This window comes from Caballeronia grimmiae (assembly GCF_000698555.1).
Classification (GTDB): Bacteria; Pseudomonadota; Gammaproteobacteria; order Burkholderiales; family Burkholderiaceae; genus Caballeronia; species Caballeronia grimmiae.
In genome coordinates this window covers 187,091-202,352 of sequence record NZ_JFHE01000008.1, presented here as the reverse complement: position 1 = coordinate 202,352, position 15,262 = coordinate 187,091, and the positions used below count along the sequence as shown (strand labels likewise).

Genomic DNA, 15,262 nt, shown 5'->3' with positions numbered 1-15,262 from the left:
CGCAACTGCATGTGCATGCTCTCAATCGCATAAGCGTGCGCGAGATCAGGGCCAATTGCTTGAGTTGTGCGGACTGCAGGTCGCGATATCGCAGCGTCAGTCATTGCCGTCGGTTCACCATAGCCACCGACAAGCATTTTTTGTCATGAAACGGACAATCCGTTGCGCCTGCGCAGTTCTAAAATCAGTGCGCTGTGGTCCAATTCACCGTCTCCATGTTCGACCATGTCAGCGAATAGGCCATCGACGAGCCCTAGCACCGGCAACTGCAGCCCCAGACTATGCGCAAGGTTGAGCGCCGTCGTCGTGTCCTTAATCTGATACTTCGCCGGACCGCCCGGCGCGAAGTCCCGCGCGATCATGCGCGCCGCGTGCTGGCGCAGGATTGTCGAGTCGGCAAATCCGCCGAGGAGCGCCGCGCGGACCTGTGCAGGATCGGCGCCGCCGCATTCCGCAAGCAGCATTGCTTCGGCGACGGTGGCGATCGTGCTTGCCACCATCATCTGGTTGACGAGCTTCGCGAGCTGGCCCGTGCCGGCCGGGCCGATGCGCGTCGGACGACCCATCGTCTGGAGCAGAGCGCGCACCCCTTCGAAGACAGATGCCTCGCCGCCAGCCATGATCGCGAGAGTGCCGTCCTGCGCGCCTTTCTCGCCGCCTGAAACCGGTGCGTCGAGATAGCCGATATCGCGCGCCGCCGCCGCCTGTGCATGCCGCTGTGCGGTATCGACGGGAACCGAGCTCATCACGATCAACACGCTCCCCTCGCGCATCCTTGCGATGATCCCGTCGTCACCAAGCAGGATGTCGTCGCACGCAGGGCCGGAACTCAGCATGCAAATTACGACATCCGCATCGCGCGTGGCTTCGCTGGCGTGGCTCACCACCTCAACTCCTGCATCGACGAGCGGCGCTGCCTTGTCCGGGGTGCGGTTCCATGCCGTGACCCGGTAGCCCGCGCCTGCAATGCGCCGGGCCATCGGCAAGCCCATGATGCCCGTGCCGATGAAGCCCACTACAAGGCTCGCACGCATCATGCAGACTCGCGACGGCCGAAGCGCACGGGGCGCTCCGCAACGATCAGCGCAGGAAAGCGAGCACGAAATCGATCGAGGTGCGGCGTTTGCAAGTGCGCATCGAAGGCGGCGCGATCGTCGTAGACTTCGTAGAACATCACGCGCGCCGGTTTTTCGTCGAGCAGGACGATGTCGAACTGCCGGCAACCGGGCTCGTCGGCGAGCGAGTGCCGCGCATCGTCGCGGGCGAGCGCGAGGAAGTCGTGAACACAGTCGGCCTCTACTTCAAACTCCGCGACGACGACGAACGCTTCGGTTCCGCTTACCATACTGGGCTCTCCATTCGATGCCACGATGTGCGCGCCTCACGCTGCCTTCGCGGGCTTGCCGAGCGCACTCTGCTCCATCTCGCGACGCAGCGCGACGACATCCAGATCGCGTTCGATCTCGACATCTTCGAAGCGCACGATAGTGTCCTTGGCGACCGGGCGCTTGAGCCTGACGTTGTGTGCGAGCCCGATCGGCAGGCCGCCGATGGCAAGGCTCTTCGATGCCGGGATCGCATTGGCCCAGACCGCATAGCCGCCCTCGCCGTCAAGCATCTCGCCCGGCTTGAGGTCGCGCTTGGCCGTCGCCACAGCATCGCCGCGGAATTCCTTCGATGAACCCGTCGCCTCGCCGCGCAGCACGGCCGACAGCACGCTCACGCTGGTTTCAAGACCGATCATGTGAAAGGGGCGCCACATCGAGCCGTACCAGCCGGTCGGATCGACGAGCAGGCCGTATTGCTTGAAGCACGCACGCGCATACTCATTCGGCGCCTTGAACGTGACGAACACACCGTAGCGAATGTTGTTGAACACTTCGCGGCCGTCCGGTTCCTGGCTCGCGGCGATGTCTACGAGACCGCTGCGCGACAAGCGCCCGCCATCCTCGGCGGGCCGGAAGACGCGCGCCAGGTCATGCAGGCCAGCGGGAGGGAACGCGAGACCGTTGTCCGGGCAGTCGAGGCCCGTGCCGTTGGCGACCGCCGCCATCTCAATCGCGGCTTTCGTGCCATCGGTGAAGGAGTTGTACATCTTCGGGTTGAAGTCGCCTTTGGCCACTTCTTCCTCGGTCCAGCCGAAGAAGCCCCACACCGTGTCCGGTGTCGAATAGCGATAGCGCGGTTCGAAGTTCATGCCTTTGCCGGCGGAAACCAGCTCGAAGCCGCACGAGCGCACCCAGTCCACGAGTTCGCAGATGATCGCAGGCTGGTCGCCGTATGCCATGCTGTAGACGAGACCGCGCTCGCGTGCGCGCGCAGCGAGCAACGGGCCGCACATCGCGTCGGCCTCGACGTTGACCATCACCACATGCTTGTTGCCTTCAATTGCGGCCAGCGCGTGACGCACACCGGCGATCGGATGTCCCGTGGCTTCGATGATGCATTCGATTTCGTCGCACGCAGCGAGCGCGGCGGCATCGTCAAGCACGCACGTGGCGCCCGTCTTCACGGCATCGGAGAGGGTCCGTGCGCCATATTGTTCCGCCGACCAGCCGACCCGCGCGAGAGATGCACGTGCCTTTCCGACGTCAAGATCGGCGACACCCACGACATGCAGCCCTTCGATATGGCGGGCCTGCGAGAGCACCATCGAGCCGAACTTGCCGGCCCCGATCAGTCCGACGCGAACCGGGCGTCCCGAAGCGTTGCGTGTCTGGAGCAGACTGGAGAGATTCATGTGCAATCCTTTGTGGTCGAAGCTATGGATCGTCGCCGCGAGCGCGGCGCGCGGTAAGTAGCCGGAGTGGCGTGATCGAAGGCATGACAGCGGTGCGCCTTACTTGCGAGCAAGTGTAATCAGGGGCTTCAGCCAGAACAATTAACATTTCCAAGGCGATTCGTTAGCCAGGCTTCAACATCAGCGGGCCCCGGCAAGTTGAGACGCAGCTTCCCAGACGGCACGCTCCGCGCGCAACCAATCAAGGAACAGGATCACTTTCTTCTTCTGCAGATGCTCGAACGGACAGACGATCCACTGGGTTGTCAGGCGGATCGGAGGAGGCTCGCGCACTGGGCAGATCAACGTGCCGTCGCGTAGCTCGCGCCACATCATGAGCGTGCTTTCTAGCGCGATACCCATGCCGTCGACGGCGGCATCGATCGCCATGTGACTGCGATCGAACAGAACGCGTTGTCCCGGATCAAGCGGTGCCGCGCGCGCCACCGAGAACCAGTGTGGCCACTGGACTTGCGACTTGATCGAGTAGATGAGTCGATACCGCTGAAGATCGGCGGCATCGAGGCTCGACTGCGCGCAGTACGCGGGCGAGCACACCGGCAGGAACGACTCCTCGGTGAGTGCTTCCACATAAACGCCCGGCCACTGCCCCGTACCGTGACGAATCTCGATATCGACGGCTTCCTGTGCGAAGTCGGTCATTTCATTGGTGCCGTTCAGCCTCACTTCCAGATCGGGGTGCCCGTCGAGGAACGAGCGCATGCGCGGCAACAGGAACTTGGTAGAGAGTGTCGGCGTGGCGCGCACGGTCAGCAGCGTGACAGAGCGCAACCCCCGTATGCGCTGAGTCGCATCCGCAATGCGGTCAATTTCCTCTGAAATCAGCGCGAAGTAGCGCTCCCCTGCTTCGGTCAACGCTATGCCGCGTCCGACCTTCGTCATCAGCGCCGTGCCCAAGTGCATCTCAAGCGACTGGATCTGCTGGCTGACGGCCGATGGCGTGACGTTCAAATCGGCTGCTGCACGGGAGATGCTCCCGAAACTTGCCGCAGCGTGAAAAACACTGATGGCTCGCAATGGCAGATACATGATCACCCTTTAGATTGGCTACACCTTTGCGCAAAATAATTGAATTGTCCTTCACCAACAAGCCTCTTATATTTTGCACACGCAGGGCCGGCAGCGCTTCGACAAGAGTCGGACATGCGCCGCAACGTGCCGCGACGCCATGCCTACAAAGTGGCGCGCATCAGTAGGTTCATATAACTGGAGACAGGATCATGAGCACGTCGAACTCGCCGCGCCGCATTTCGCGACGCGCGGTGTTGAAGGCTGCGGCCGCCCTTCCGCTAGTAACGATATGGACGCGGCCCGCTCGCGCCGCAGAGTTCACGTACAAGCTTGCCACCGGGCAATCCCTTAATCAGCCGATCAATACACGGCTCAAGGAAGCCATCGACCGCATACGCGAGGCAAGCAGCGGCAGGCTCGAGATCCGCTTCTTCCCCGCTTCGCAACTCGGCTCGGACACCGACCTACTGTCGCAGACGCGCTCGGGCGCCGTCGAGTTTCTCAACATCTCGGGATCGGTGATGTCGACCGTGATTCCACTCGCGGCAATCACCAATCTCGGCTTTGCGTTCTCGGACTACGATCAGGTCTGGCGCGGCGTCGACGGCGATCTCGGCAAGATCATTCGCGCACAGATCGAGAAGAGCGGGTACGTTTCGGTGTCGAAGGCGGCGGACAACGGCTTCCGGCAGATCACGTCCGCCACGAAACCGATCAAGACGCCCGACGACTTGCGCGGCTACCGCATTCGCGTGCCGGTTTCGCCGATGTTCACTTCGCTCTTCCAGACGCTCGGGGCGAACCCGACGTCGATCAACTTCAACGAGCTCTATACCGCATTGCAGACGCATCTCGTGGACGGCCAGGAGAACGGCCTCGTCACGATCGAGGCGGGCAAGCTCTACGAGGTGCAGAAGTATGTGACCGAAACCAACCACATCTGGGACCCGTTCTGGTTGCTCGCCAACCCGCGCGCATTCAACGCGCTGCCCGACGATCTAAAGACGATCGTGAGACGCGAATTCGACCGTGCGAGCGTCGAGCAGCGCGCGGACGTCGCGAGGCTGAATACATCGCTGAAGTCGCAACTCTCCGGCAAGGGATTGACCTTCGTGCCCGCCGACAGGGATGCGTTTCGCGCAGCGCTCGCAAAATCCGGCTTCTATACGCAATGGCGCGAGAAGTTCGGCGTGAGCGCATGGAGCGCCCTCGAGGCGGTGACGGGGAAGATATCATGAGCGCGGCGCACAAGCTGGAAGTGGCGGGGGCATCCTTCGTGCGCGATGCGCATGGCGAAAGCGTTCTCGAACGCTGGTTGCGCCGCAGCATCGAAGCGCTCGCGGCAGCGGCAGTCGTCGGCGAGGTGGCGTTGCTCTTCGTCGGCATCGTTGCGCGCGCGGTGTTTCATCAGCCGCTCATCTGGTCGGATGAACTTGCGTCCATCCTGTTCCTCTGGCTTGCGATGCTGGGCAGCGCGCTCGCGGTGCAGCGTTCGTGTCACATGCGGCTGACCTTTTTCGTATCGCACATGACGCCTCGGGCGCAGGCGTGGGCCGAGACGCTCGCGGTCGCTGCTGCCGCCGCCTTTTTCGCACTGGTGATGCATCCCGCATTCGACTACGTGCAGGATCAGGCCTTCGTTGAAACGCCGGCACTCGGCTGGTCGGGCTCGGTGCGCGCATTGGCGATTCCGTTCGGCTGTGCGGCGGCGTTGGTCAGTTGCGGGCTGCGTCTTGCACGGCATGACCGGCGTCATATCGTCGGTGCGGTTGCGCTGATGGTGCTGATTGCGGTGGGCTGCTATCTTGCGAAGGCGCCGTTGACGCACATGGGCCAAGGGGCGCTGCTGGTGTTCTTCGTCGGCTTGCTTGGCGCGGCGGTGATGGCGGGTGTGCCGATCGCCTTCGCGTTCTCGCTCGCGACGAGCGCCTATCTGATGACGACCACGTCGACGCCGCTCAGCGTCGTGGTCGGACGCATGGACGAAGGCATGAGCACGCTGATCCTGCTGGCCGTGCCGATGTTCGTGCTGCTCGGGCAACTCGTGCATGTGACCGGCGTGGCGCGAGTGATGGTCGCGTTTCTCGCGTCGCTGCTCGGTCATGTCAGGGGCGGCATGTCGTACGTGCTTCTCGGTGCAATGCTGCTGATTTCGGGGATCTCGGGTTCAAAGACGGCCGATATGGCGGCTGTCGCGCCTGTGCTCTTCCCCGAGATGCGCAAGCGCGGGATGAAGGATGGCGAACTGGTGTCGTTGCTTGCAGCGTCGGGGGCGATGAGCGAGACGATTCCGCCGTCGCTCGTGCTGATCGCGATCGCGTCGGTGACCGGCATATCGATCGCGGCGCTGTTTACCGCGGGTATCCTCCCGGCGATCGTGCTCGCTTTAGTGCTTGGCGTCGTCGCATGGTGGCGTGCGGGACGCGAGGAAGAGACCGACGAGAGCCGCGCGGGAGCGGTGCGGGCGCCGTGGTCGCATGTGCGTCGCACGTTCGTGATCGCTTTGCCGGCGTTGTTGTTGCCGTTTCTGATCCGCAGCGCGGTGGTCGAAGGCATTGCGACTGCGACGGAGGTGTCGACGATCGGTATCGCCTATTCGCTTGTCATCGGCCTTCTGATCTATCGCGGCGGCCTTAAATGGAAAGCGATCATGCCGATGCTGCTGCAGACGGCGGCGTTGTCTGGCGCGATTCTGTTCATCGTCGGAGCGGCGAGCGCGATGGGCTGGGCGCTGACACAGTCGGGCTTCTCGCACGACCTCGCGAACATGATGACGCGAGTCCCGGGCGGTGCGGTCGGCTTCATGCTGGTGTCGATCGTCGCATTCATCGTGCTCGGCAGTGTGCTCGAGGGCATTCCGGCCATCGTTCTGTTCGGGCCGTTGTTGTTTCCGGTTGCGCATCAACTCGGCATCCACGAAGTGCACTATGCGATGGTCGTCGTGCTCGCGATGGGACTTGGCGTGTTCGCGCCGCCATTCGGACTGTGCTATTACGCCGCCTGCATCATCGGTGAGGTATCACCGGAGGCGGGCCTCAAGCGGATCTGGATCTATCTGGGCATGCTGCTGCTCGGTTTGATCGCGATCGCCTTCGTTCCCTGGATCTCGATCGGTTTTCTCTAAGCTTGTCGGGTAAATGTGCCGTGTATGGCAGAACCACACGCGCGGGTTGCGGCGGGTGGTTTCGCCCGTGTGCCAACATCGAACTGTGCCGTCTCTGGCAATCGTCGGAATCACTAGCGTTGAAGCGGCGGCGGTAGAAAGGGCCGGTGATCTTCGGTCAACAGCCGTCCGCGATTGCATCGGCGACGTTGGCTAGGGACCAAAAAAGGCTGTGCCATGCATGCGTGCGGGACACGACCGGAACGCTCTCACATCCGTCCAGTCCGCTCGCATCCGGTACGCTTGATGAATCCGGCGAGCCGTTACGATCGCGAATGCCGCCGGCATTGCTTAAGCGACAACATGAATCAATCGAGACCTCCCATCGCGCGGAAATGGCTTGCAGCTTTGCCCATTCTGTCGATCGGCTCGGGCTTCGTCAGCAGTTCTCGGCTCAGCAGAGCTAAACGGACGGGCAGCTTTGGCGCCCTTCAACGAGTACTGGAGACGTCTGACGAACTGCCGCCATAGAGACGGGATTTATCTTAGCGGCCGTTCATTGGCGGCTGCATCGCCGACGCGCGTACCGTTGCCCTCCGGCGCGATCCCGGGCGCGGCCAGCATCCATCATATGCGCGGCTTTTGGTAAAGACCTTGTCAACGCGACAGCGCAGCGCCCTCCTTCCTTAACAATTGAACCTCGTCGTCTAAGTTCTTTCGGGCGACAGCGGGAACAAGCACGCTTCCCGCACGAATGCGGATTGGAAATGATGGGCATAGGTCTCGCCGGTACTTCCGCGATAGTGTCGACGTCAATACCGGCCGGAAGATGGTGAATCGGCCTTTACCGACGTTCGACGAGTCTTCCTTTGACGTCGGCGATGTGATGGAATGCCGCCATTAAAAGCGTCGCGCAGCCCCTGGCCACATCCTGCTTTCGCGAACTCACAGTTTCGACTCACATCGGACAGCGAAAGTGAACGGAATAAGTGGCCGCTTCCAATGTACAACGGTCTTTCGATCTATTACTAATGGGCACCTTGGTCTGCTGCAGACATTCTCAACGTCCGGGCGACCGGAGGTACGAGTGACGCTTCTTAGCCGGCAAACGTCCGCTCGCCGCCCATGTGTCAGTCAGACTTCAGTTTGCTCAGCCATCTCGAGCGCGTCGTCCACCTACCTCTGGGCACTCGGGAGGCGGCGAAGAGCTTAAAACCATGGAACGCAAATTCGTTTCCCGCCGACGCTGCCGATGTTCAAGGGCTTTGATGCAGTGAGTAACTGGCTCGGAACGGAACGGCCGCACGCTCTACGAAGTGCAGCTCGATTTCGAAGCGTGAAGGTCAGTCGTGAGACATCCGAGGCCGATGAGCGTCTTTTCGATGGCCACGTCCAGCGGCGTATGCGGCTCGTGCCCGAGCGTCTGCACAAGCCGCGCGTTATTTAGATGCACCGGCGTTGCCCATAGGTAGCGCATTTCCTGAAGCTCTCTGAACGTTACATTGAACGGCGCGGCGAGCGCGAGCAGCCACCACGGAAAGCCGCCAACGGATGGCTCGTGCCCGGTGCGGCGCGCGACCACGCGACGAATCGCATCGACGAAGCGCGTGCCGTCTTCGTCCCAATAGCCGCCCATGTGGAAGCGTGCGAACGCATCGAGCGAATGGCGGTGCGCAAGCAGTTCGACCATAGTGCGCGCCACATCGGGCAGATACGCCCACTGATGCCCGATGCCGCGCGCCCCCGGATTGCTGATCTTCGTGACCGGCTTTCCGGGCTTCACGAGTCCTTGCGCGAGCCAGTTATTGCCCGCTTTGGGCCCGAAAAAATCGCCCGCGCGCACGATCAGCACGCGGGCGCCTTCCATGCTGGCGCGTTGCAGGCGCGCTTCCATTTCCACGCGAATCGCGCCTTTTCTCGTGACGGGATGCTGCGGCGCGTCTTCGTCGATGAACGGAAACGCGTCCGGCCCGAAGTTGTAGACCGTGCCCGGCAACACGATGGTCGCGCCCTGCGCCTTCGCCGCCGCGATGGTGTTGTCGATCATCGGCAGCACGAGTTCCGCCCAGCGCTTGTAGCCAGGCGGATTTACCGCGTGCACGACCACGGACGCACCCCGCGCCGCGCGCATCACGTCGGCCGCGTTCATGGCATCGCCCTGAATCCATTCGATGCCGTCGCCCTTCGATGCCCCCGCGCCACGCCGCAGCCCGCGCACGCCCCAGCCGGCATCGCGCAGTTGCCGCGCGACTTCCCCGCCGATGCCGCCCGTCGCCCCGAGTACCAGAACCGTTTCGCCTTGCGCCATGTCACGCCCCGTAAGTTGTCGATGGAGCCATTCTCCGCGCTTCGCGAGCACATTAAAATTGGCGAACATCGTTGATCGGATATACAAAAACGTATGGAAAACGACATCGGTTGGGAGCTTTACCGGACGTTTCTGGCGGTGCTGCGCGAAGGGTCGCTGTCGGGTGCGGCGCGCGCGCTTGGCATCACGCAGCCGACGGTGGGGCGTCACGTCGAAGCGCTCGAACGGGCGCTTGCGGTGGGTCTCTTCACGCGCTCGCAGAACGGGCTTCAGCCAACCGACGTCGCGCTTGCGTTGCAGTCGCACGCCGAAGCGATGCAGAGCACAGCGGCATCGCTCAGGCGCGCCGCGAGCGGCCACGCGGGCGACGATGGCGCGGGCGTGCAGGGTGTCGTGCGCGTATCCGCGAGCGAAGTGGTTGGCGTCGAGGTGCTCCCGCCGGTCATCGCGGCGCTGCGCGAGCGGCATCCACGATTGATTGTCGAACTCGTGCTGTCCAACCGCGTGCAGGACCTGCTGAGGCGCGAAGTGGATATCGCCGTGCGCATGGTGCGTCCGCGCCAGACGCAACTCGTCGCACGGCGCGTCGGCGTGATCGACGTCGGGCTACATGCACGGCGCGACTATCTCGATCGTCACGGCACGCCGCGCAACATGGCGGCGCTCGCCGAACACGCGGTCATCGGCTACGACCAGCCCAACGCGTTCATTCGCGATGTGAGCCGCACGTTGCCGGGTTTTCGTCACGCGACGTTTTCAATGCGCGCCGATAGCGATCTCGCGCAACTGGCGCTGGTTCGCGCGGGCGCGGGCATCGGCGGATGTCACGTCGCCATTGCGCGCCGCGATGGCCTCGTACGCGTGCTGTCGAAGGCGTTTGCGCTCCAACTCGAAACCTGGGTGACGATGCACGAAGATCTGCGCGCAAGCCCGCGCTGCCGCGTTACCTTCGATGCCCTCGCTGACGCGCTCGAACAGTACGCGCGATAACGCCGCGACTGCCAGGTAGCGGACCCGGTTAGCGGGCGCGTCGTGCTTGAAGCGGTTTCCAAGCCTGGCGGCTTCGGACTGACTCTTAGGGTCGAGAGCCTGGAGCACGGCGCCACGATCTTGCCTCGCGTCTCGCAGACGAGGTCAAGGGCGACCTGCGCCCGGCGCGATCGCCGGTGTCGAACGTCATCGAAGTGCTCATTAGTCGGGACGAGTTGGCGCATGCCCGCGGATTCCCGGTCACGCGCCGATACGGCGTGCAGAGGTCGACCCGCACAATCGCCGTTCTGCGTCGGCATGATGTCCACGGTCGCTTTGCGGTTGGAGCAGACAGCTGAATGTGCGTCGCGGCAGGCGGTTGAATGGCCGGAGTTGGCCGCACGCTGTCATCGTTGAGAATCGCTCGTCGTTGAGATCACAGCACTGCCGGCCTCGCCTCAATCGCAACTCATCACCCGCCACTCCGCGCCAGTTGTAGGCGCAACAGTATTTTCGACGCGGGAAGCTCCTCGATCAACCCGGTCGTAATTATCGATTTGCCGCTTCCAACTGTTGCTCCGCCTGGCGATGTCGCGAGCGTGGCGTGTCGCCAATCGACCGAACCGCGCATCCCCACCGCATTTCACGCGGGCTACGAGTAGCTTGTGATCGAGAACGTCGGCCACAATCTGCGGCAGGAAGCGCAACGCGCCTTCGCAGACCCACTACTTGACTGCGGAGACCGCCGTAGCAGAAGTAGCCGGGCATCGCCCGATCGACTAGCCCAACCGTCCGGCCGCGAATCTCACATAGGCGCACGTTCGGGCACCCGCGCCAGCAGCGGCCCTAGACCCTCCGCCACGGTCAGATGGGAAATCACGGCGTCACGGAGCTTCTGGAACGGGAGGCCCGCGATCATCGCGGTCTGCATCGCCGCGAGCACTTCGCCTGCTTCGGAGCCGATCATCGTGAAGCCGAGTATGCGGTCGTCATCCGCACCGACGAGCACTTTCATGAAACCCTGTGTTTCGTCGGTCGCTTCGGTGCGCAGGACATTGCTCATCGGTAGCGTCGCAATGCGCACGGCGATCCCCGCGCGCAGCGCATCGGTTTCGTTGAGGCCGACGCGCGCCAGAGGCGGATCGGTGAATAGCGTGTACGGGATCAGCCGATCACCCGTGCTGCGATGTCCGCCCTCCATGTTGTCGCGCACGATTCGAAAATCGTCGACGGAGACATGCGTGAACTGCGGGCTTCCCGCCACTTCGCCGATCGCCCAGACATCGTCCGCCGATGTCTGGAGGCGATCGTTCACGCGAATGTAGCCGCGCTCGTCGAGTTGCACGCCCGCCAGGTCGAGGCCGATATCGGCCGTGTTCGGCACGCGTCCCGCCGCAACGAGAATGTCGCTTCCCTCCACGGTCTGCTCGCCCGAAGGCGTCCGCACGACGACGCGCACCTGCCCCCCGGAATGGCCTTCGACGCGGATCGTCTGCGCATCCAGTATCACGTCGATGTCTTCCGCCCGGAGGATGCGCAGCATCTCTTCGCCAATGTCCGCGTCCTCCCGGGCCATCAGCCGCGCGCCGCGCTCGACAACCGTCACACGGCTCCCGAACCGCCGATACGCCTGCGCCATCTCCACGCCGATGTAACCGCCGCCCAACACTATCAGATGCGGCGGCGCGCGATCGAGCTCCAGCGCGCCGATGTGCGTCAGCGGGTCGGCTGCCTGCAGGCCGGGCACGTCCGGAATCGCGGCGTGCGTGCCGACGTTCACCACGACCTGATTACCGCCGAGCGTACGGGTGCCACCATCGTTGAGCCGCACTTCGATGGTCTTCGGCCCGACGAACCGACCCACGCCCATGACGAGTTCCGCGCCGCTCGACGCATACGCCTGCACGTGAAATGCAGCCTCCCGCTCCACCATGCCGCGTTTGCGGTCGCGAACCTTCGCCATGTCGATGTCCACGGGCCCCGTCATCGCACCGAAATCGGCGGCATGCCGCGTCAGATGCGCGACACGCGCGCTCCAGATTTCATTCTTGCTGGGCAAGCAGGCAACGGCGGGACACGAGCCGCCGACCCATTGACGCTCGACCACGGCGACGCGCTGCCCCGCGCGCGCCAGATGCCACGCCAGGAGCTTGCCGCCCTGGCCACTGCCGAGAATCAGCGTATCGAACTGTTCGATCTGAGACATGACTTTTCTCCAATGTGCTGACGGATGAATGGGTCGATCAATCGACGGTCGGAAAATCGATGTCGGTATCGTTGATTCGATTGAACGTATTGGTGAAGATCGTCATCGCAATCGCGAGCGAGATATCCGCCAGTTGCGTATCGCTGTAGCCTGCCGCGCGAATGGCGGCGAGTTCGTCTTTTTCGATCGTGCCGCGCGTCGTTTGCAGGGTCCGCACGAAGCGGATCAGCGCATCCCGCTTGATGTCGCCCGTCGGCTGGCCGGTGCGAATCTGCCGGAGCGCTACTGGCGACAGACCGGTCATCTTGCCGAGCATCACGTGCGCGGCCACGCAGTAGTCACAACCGGTCAGTTCGCTGATCAGCAGCTTGATGGTCTCCAGGTCCTGCTTGCTCAGACTGCTCGACGCCAGTGCGCCTTCTGCGTCCAGCGCGGCGTGCAACGTCGCAGGCGCGAGATGACCGAGCGCCGCGAACAGATTCGGCACGCCGCCGCCCGCGATCTTGCGAACGCGTGCGTAGGCGTCGGCAGTGGCGCCGGTGGCATGAGAGAGAGCGGGGATCGCGATACGACTCATGGTGAACCTCGTTGTATGGTGGTCAGGAGCTTCCACTTTAGGTTCGCCGGATGAGCTTGTTGAGTCTCAACATACTCAATATCATGCTCGAAAGTATCATTTGGAGAGGAGCATGGCGCTTTCGATCGACTGGCTGAGTCGTCTGCTTGGCATGATGAACGTGCGCGGCCAGCTCGAACTCCGGTGCTCGTATGGCGCGCCGTGGGAAGTCATCTATGCCGACTCGGACGAGGGCGAAATGCCCTATCACATCGTGCTCGCGGGATCAGCCATTCTGGAGACTCCCGGCGCGGGCAAGCCGCAGCCGCTCGGCGCCGGGGATATCGTGCTGCTCGCGCACGGTTCGGCGCACACGCTTCGCGACGGCAGCGGCGCGCGGCCGAAGCCAGCCCGCCAACGCGCGGTCATGAACCTGGTCGTCAGCGAAAACAAGGGCACGGGGGAGCATCTGGACATGCTGTGCGGACGCATCGTGCTCGCGCCGCCGCATGACCGCTTCGTGCGGGCGTTTCTGCCCGGGCAGCTCGTCGTGCGCACGTCGAAGTCGGGCGGCGCGAGACGGGACGGCGCGCTGAATCAGTTGAATGGTCTCGTCGCGCTGATGCGGGCGGAATCGATCGCGGACCATCTCGGTGGCCACGCGATGATGAACGCGCTGTCGGCGGCGCTGTTTGCATTGACGTTACGCGCCAGCACGGAGTCCGACGAAGCGCCCGCCGGGCTTCTGGCGCTTGCGGGCGAGTCGCGGTTGTCCCCGGCGCTGGCGGCGATTTTCACCGAACCGGCGCATGACTGGACGCTGCCGGACCTGGCGGCCCTGTGCAATATGTCGCGAGCCACGTTGATCCGTCAATTTCAGACGAAGGTCGGACGTTCGCCCAGCGATCTGCTGATCCATGTGCGGATGGCACTGGCCGCGAACGAGCTTAAAAAGCCCGGACTGTCGACTGAAGCCGTGGCCGAGACGGTCGGCTATCAGTCGGTGGCGGCGTTTCGGCGCGCGTTCAGTCAGCAGTTCGGCGTAACGCCTGCGCACTGGCGGCGCACGCACGTGCCGACGCGGCAGGCGTAGGTGGCCTGCCGCGCGATCCATCGTTCACTTCGCTCGTTACATCGCGAGTTCGACATCCTTGATGCTTGCGATGGGTTGCAGGATCGCACTGTCGAATTCACGCGGCTCACGGCCGCTTGCGAGCATCGCCGGCAGATCGGGATTGGCGAGCGCGCCGCGTCCGACCGTCACGATATCCGCGCCGGATTCTAGCGCGTGGGCCATGCGCTGCGCCGTGTGCAAGCTGCCATTCGCGACGATCGTCACGTTCGGCGCGTAACGGCGGGCCAGCGTGACGAGGCTGTCGCGCGCGCCTTCGAATGCAGGTTGCCACGCTTCGCGCTCGGTCACGTGGATGAAGTCCACGCCGGCCTCCGCGAGCGCGCCGAAGATCGTTTCGGCATCCGCATGACCTCCGGGCCATTTCGCGGTGAAGTCGTTGACCTTGCCTTGCGAGATGCGGATGCCGACCGGCACCGTCTTGCCGACGCTGCCGCGCACCGAAGTCACGACATCGACCAGCAATTGCACGCGCCCTCTCGCGCTGCCGCCCCAGCGGTCGGTCCGAAGATTCGTGTGCGCGCTCAGGAACTGGTCGAGCAGGTAGCCATTTGCGCCGTGGATCTCCACGCCGCCGAATCCGGCAATATGCGCCGCGCGATGCGCCGCCTGAGCGAAACCTCGAATCGCTTCTTCGATTTCGGCTTCCGTCATCTGCTTCGGTACAGGATACGGACCATCGCCGTGATAGAACGCCATCTGTTCGCCCCTGGGTGCGACGGCTGAAGGCGCGACGGTATGCGAGCGGTAGACATTGCCCTGACTCAGCGCCCCCGCATGCATCAGTTGCGCGAACACGCGCGTTCCTTGCCCCTGCGTGCCACGATTGAACGCCGCCCACGCTTGCGCCTGTTCGTCGTCGGCCAGGCCGGGCTGGAAACGGTATCCTTGCGAGAACGCCTTGTCGGTATAGATGCCTTCGGTGGTCACGAGGCCGAAGCCGCCCTTCGCAAAACGGCTGTAGTAATCGAACATCTTCTGTGTCGGATGGCCGTATTCGGTGGCGGTGATGCGCGTCATCGGGGCGACCGCAATGCGGTTACGCACCGTGATGCCGTTGCCGTCGTACGGGGAAAGGATCTGTGCGGTGGAGTCGGTCATTTTGCGGCTCGTCATGGAAGGAAAGTGACTTCATCGTAGGCGTCGGAAGGGCGGAGAAACAGCGCCCGGAAGGTGG

At 63.3% G+C, this 15,262-nt stretch carries 12 protein-coding genes; 4 read left to right on the top strand and 8 right to left on the bottom strand.

Features of this window, described 5'->3' with window-relative positions; translation table 11 throughout:
* Window positions 1–143: 143 nt before the first annotated feature.
* The 4 genes from BG57_RS12080 to BG57_RS12065 form a co-directional block, all read right to left on the bottom strand.
* Window positions 144–1,037, bottom strand: coding sequence for an NAD(P)-dependent oxidoreductase (locus tag BG57_RS12080; RefSeq protein ID WP_206539427.1), 894 nt, complete (start codon window positions 1,035–1,037; stop codon window positions 144–146).
* Window positions 1,034–1,345, bottom strand: coding sequence for a putative quinol monooxygenase (locus BG57_RS12075; RefSeq protein WP_035963277.1), 312 nt, complete (start codon window positions 1,343–1,345; stop codon window positions 1,034–1,036). The genes BG57_RS12080 and BG57_RS12075 overlap by 4 nt, the downstream gene beginning before the upstream one ends.
* 36 nt (window positions 1,346–1,381) lie before the next feature.
* Window positions 1,382–2,740 carry an NAD(P)H-dependent oxidoreductase gene (locus BG57_RS12070; RefSeq protein WP_035963275.1) on the bottom strand — a complete coding sequence of 453 codons (1,359 nt, stop codon included), beginning with the start codon at window positions 2,738–2,740 and terminating at the stop codon, window positions 1,382–1,384.
* A 180-nt stretch (window positions 2,741–2,920) separates the two neighbouring features.
* On the bottom strand, window positions 2,921–3,829 hold the full coding sequence (locus BG57_RS12065) for a LysR substrate-binding domain-containing protein (protein ID WP_035963329.1): 909 nt from the start codon (window positions 3,827–3,829) through the stop codon (window positions 2,921–2,923).
* Between the two features lie 191 nt (window positions 3,830–4,020).
* Between BG57_RS12065 and BG57_RS12060 the strand changes: the two genes are divergently transcribed.
* Both BG57_RS12060 and BG57_RS12055 read left to right on the top strand, forming a co-directional pair.
* Window positions 4,021–5,049 carry a TRAP transporter substrate-binding protein gene (locus BG57_RS12060; RefSeq protein WP_035963273.1) on the top strand — a complete coding sequence of 343 codons (1,029 nt, stop codon included), beginning with the start codon at window positions 4,021–4,023 and terminating at the stop codon, window positions 5,047–5,049.
* Window positions 5,046–6,935: a TRAP transporter large permease gene (locus BG57_RS12055; RefSeq protein ID WP_035963271.1), complete on the top strand. Its 1,890-nt coding sequence runs from the start codon at window positions 5,046–5,048 to the stop codon at window positions 6,933–6,935. Before BG57_RS12060 ends, BG57_RS12055 begins: the two co-directional genes overlap by 4 nt.
* Window positions 6,936–8,223: 1,288 nt before the next feature.
* On the opposite strand, the gene BG57_RS12050 is transcribed toward BG57_RS12055, so the two are convergent.
* The gene (locus BG57_RS12050) at window positions 8,224–9,222 is read right to left on the bottom strand and encodes an NAD-dependent epimerase/dehydratase family protein (RefSeq protein WP_035963269.1); all 999 of its coding nucleotides are present in this window, start codon (window positions 9,220–9,222) and stop codon (window positions 8,224–8,226) included.
* A 93-nt stretch (window positions 9,223–9,315) separates the two neighbouring features.
* Between BG57_RS12050 and BG57_RS12045 the strand changes: the two genes are divergently transcribed.
* Window positions 9,316–10,212 (top strand): LysR family transcriptional regulator, encoded by an 897-nt coding sequence (locus BG57_RS12045; protein WP_035963268.1) that lies wholly within the window; start codon window positions 9,316–9,318, stop codon window positions 10,210–10,212.
* A gap of 784 nt (window positions 10,213–10,996) precedes the next feature.
* Here BG57_RS12045 and BG57_RS12040 read toward each other — a convergent pair.
* Together BG57_RS12040 and BG57_RS12035 are read right to left on the bottom strand one after the other, a co-directional pair.
* Window positions 10,997–12,397 (bottom strand): FAD-dependent oxidoreductase, encoded by a 1,401-nt coding sequence (locus BG57_RS12040; RefSeq protein WP_035963267.1) that lies wholly within the window; start codon window positions 12,395–12,397, stop codon window positions 10,997–10,999.
* A gap of 37 nt (window positions 12,398–12,434) precedes the next feature.
* Window positions 12,435–12,974, bottom strand: a complete 540-nt coding sequence (locus tag BG57_RS12035) for a carboxymuconolactone decarboxylase family protein (RefSeq protein ID WP_035963265.1) — start codon at window positions 12,972–12,974, stop codon at window positions 12,435–12,437.
* Between the two features lie 112 nt (window positions 12,975–13,086).
* Between BG57_RS12035 and BG57_RS12030 the strand changes: the two genes are divergently transcribed.
* Entirely contained in the window at window positions 13,087–14,046 is a 960-nt protein-coding gene (locus tag BG57_RS12030; protein ID WP_035963264.1) for a cupin domain-containing protein, read from the top strand.
* A gap of 36 nt (window positions 14,047–14,082) precedes the next feature.
* Here the strand turns inward: BG57_RS12030 and BG57_RS12025 are convergent, their stop codons facing one another.
* Window positions 14,083–15,186, bottom strand: coding sequence for an NADH:flavin oxidoreductase (locus tag BG57_RS12025; RefSeq protein WP_035963263.1), 1,104 nt, complete (start codon window positions 15,184–15,186; stop codon window positions 14,083–14,085).
* Window positions 15,187–15,262: the final 76 nt, after the last annotated feature.

Excerpts from the sequence above, each read along its gene's own strand:
- BG57_RS12080 (WP_206539427.1), bottom strand. The coding sequence starts at position 1,037 with ATGATGCGTGCGAGCCTTGTAGTGGGCTTCATCGGCACGGGCATCATG.
- BG57_RS12030 (WP_035963264.1), top strand. The coding sequence starts at position 13,087 with ATGGCGCTTTCGATCGACTGGCTGAGTCGTCTGCTTGGCATGATGAAC.
- BG57_RS12075 (WP_035963277.1), bottom strand. The coding sequence starts at position 1,345 with ATGGTAAGCGGAACCGAAGCGTTCGTCGTCGTCGCGGAGTTTGAAGTA.
- BG57_RS12045 (WP_035963268.1), top strand. The coding sequence starts at position 9,316 with ATGGAAAACGACATCGGTTGGGAGCTTTACCGGACGTTTCTGGCGGTG.
- BG57_RS12060 (WP_035963273.1), top strand. The coding sequence starts at position 4,021 with ATGAGCACGTCGAACTCGCCGCGCCGCATTTCGCGACGCGCGGTGTTG.
- BG57_RS12065 (WP_035963329.1), bottom strand. The coding sequence starts at position 3,829 with ATGTATCTGCCATTGCGAGCCATCAGTGTTTTTCACGCTGCGGCAAGT.
- BG57_RS12040 (WP_035963267.1), bottom strand. The coding sequence starts at position 12,397 with ATGTCTCAGATCGAACAGTTCGATACGCTGATTCTCGGCAGTGGCCAG.
- BG57_RS12055 (WP_035963271.1), top strand. The coding sequence starts at position 5,046 with ATGAGCGCGGCGCACAAGCTGGAAGTGGCGGGGGCATCCTTCGTGCGC.
- BG57_RS12035 (WP_035963265.1), bottom strand. The coding sequence starts at position 12,974 with ATGAGTCGTATCGCGATCCCCGCTCTCTCTCATGCCACCGGCGCCACT.
- BG57_RS12070 (WP_035963275.1), bottom strand. The coding sequence starts at position 2,740 with ATGAATCTCTCCAGTCTGCTCCAGACACGCAACGCTTCGGGACGCCCG.
- BG57_RS12025 (WP_035963263.1), bottom strand. The coding sequence starts at position 15,186 with ATGACCGACTCCACCGCACAGATCCTTTCCCCGTACGACGGCAACGGC.
- BG57_RS12050 (WP_035963269.1), bottom strand. The coding sequence starts at position 9,222 with ATGGCGCAAGGCGAAACGGTTCTGGTACTCGGGGCGACGGGCGGCATC.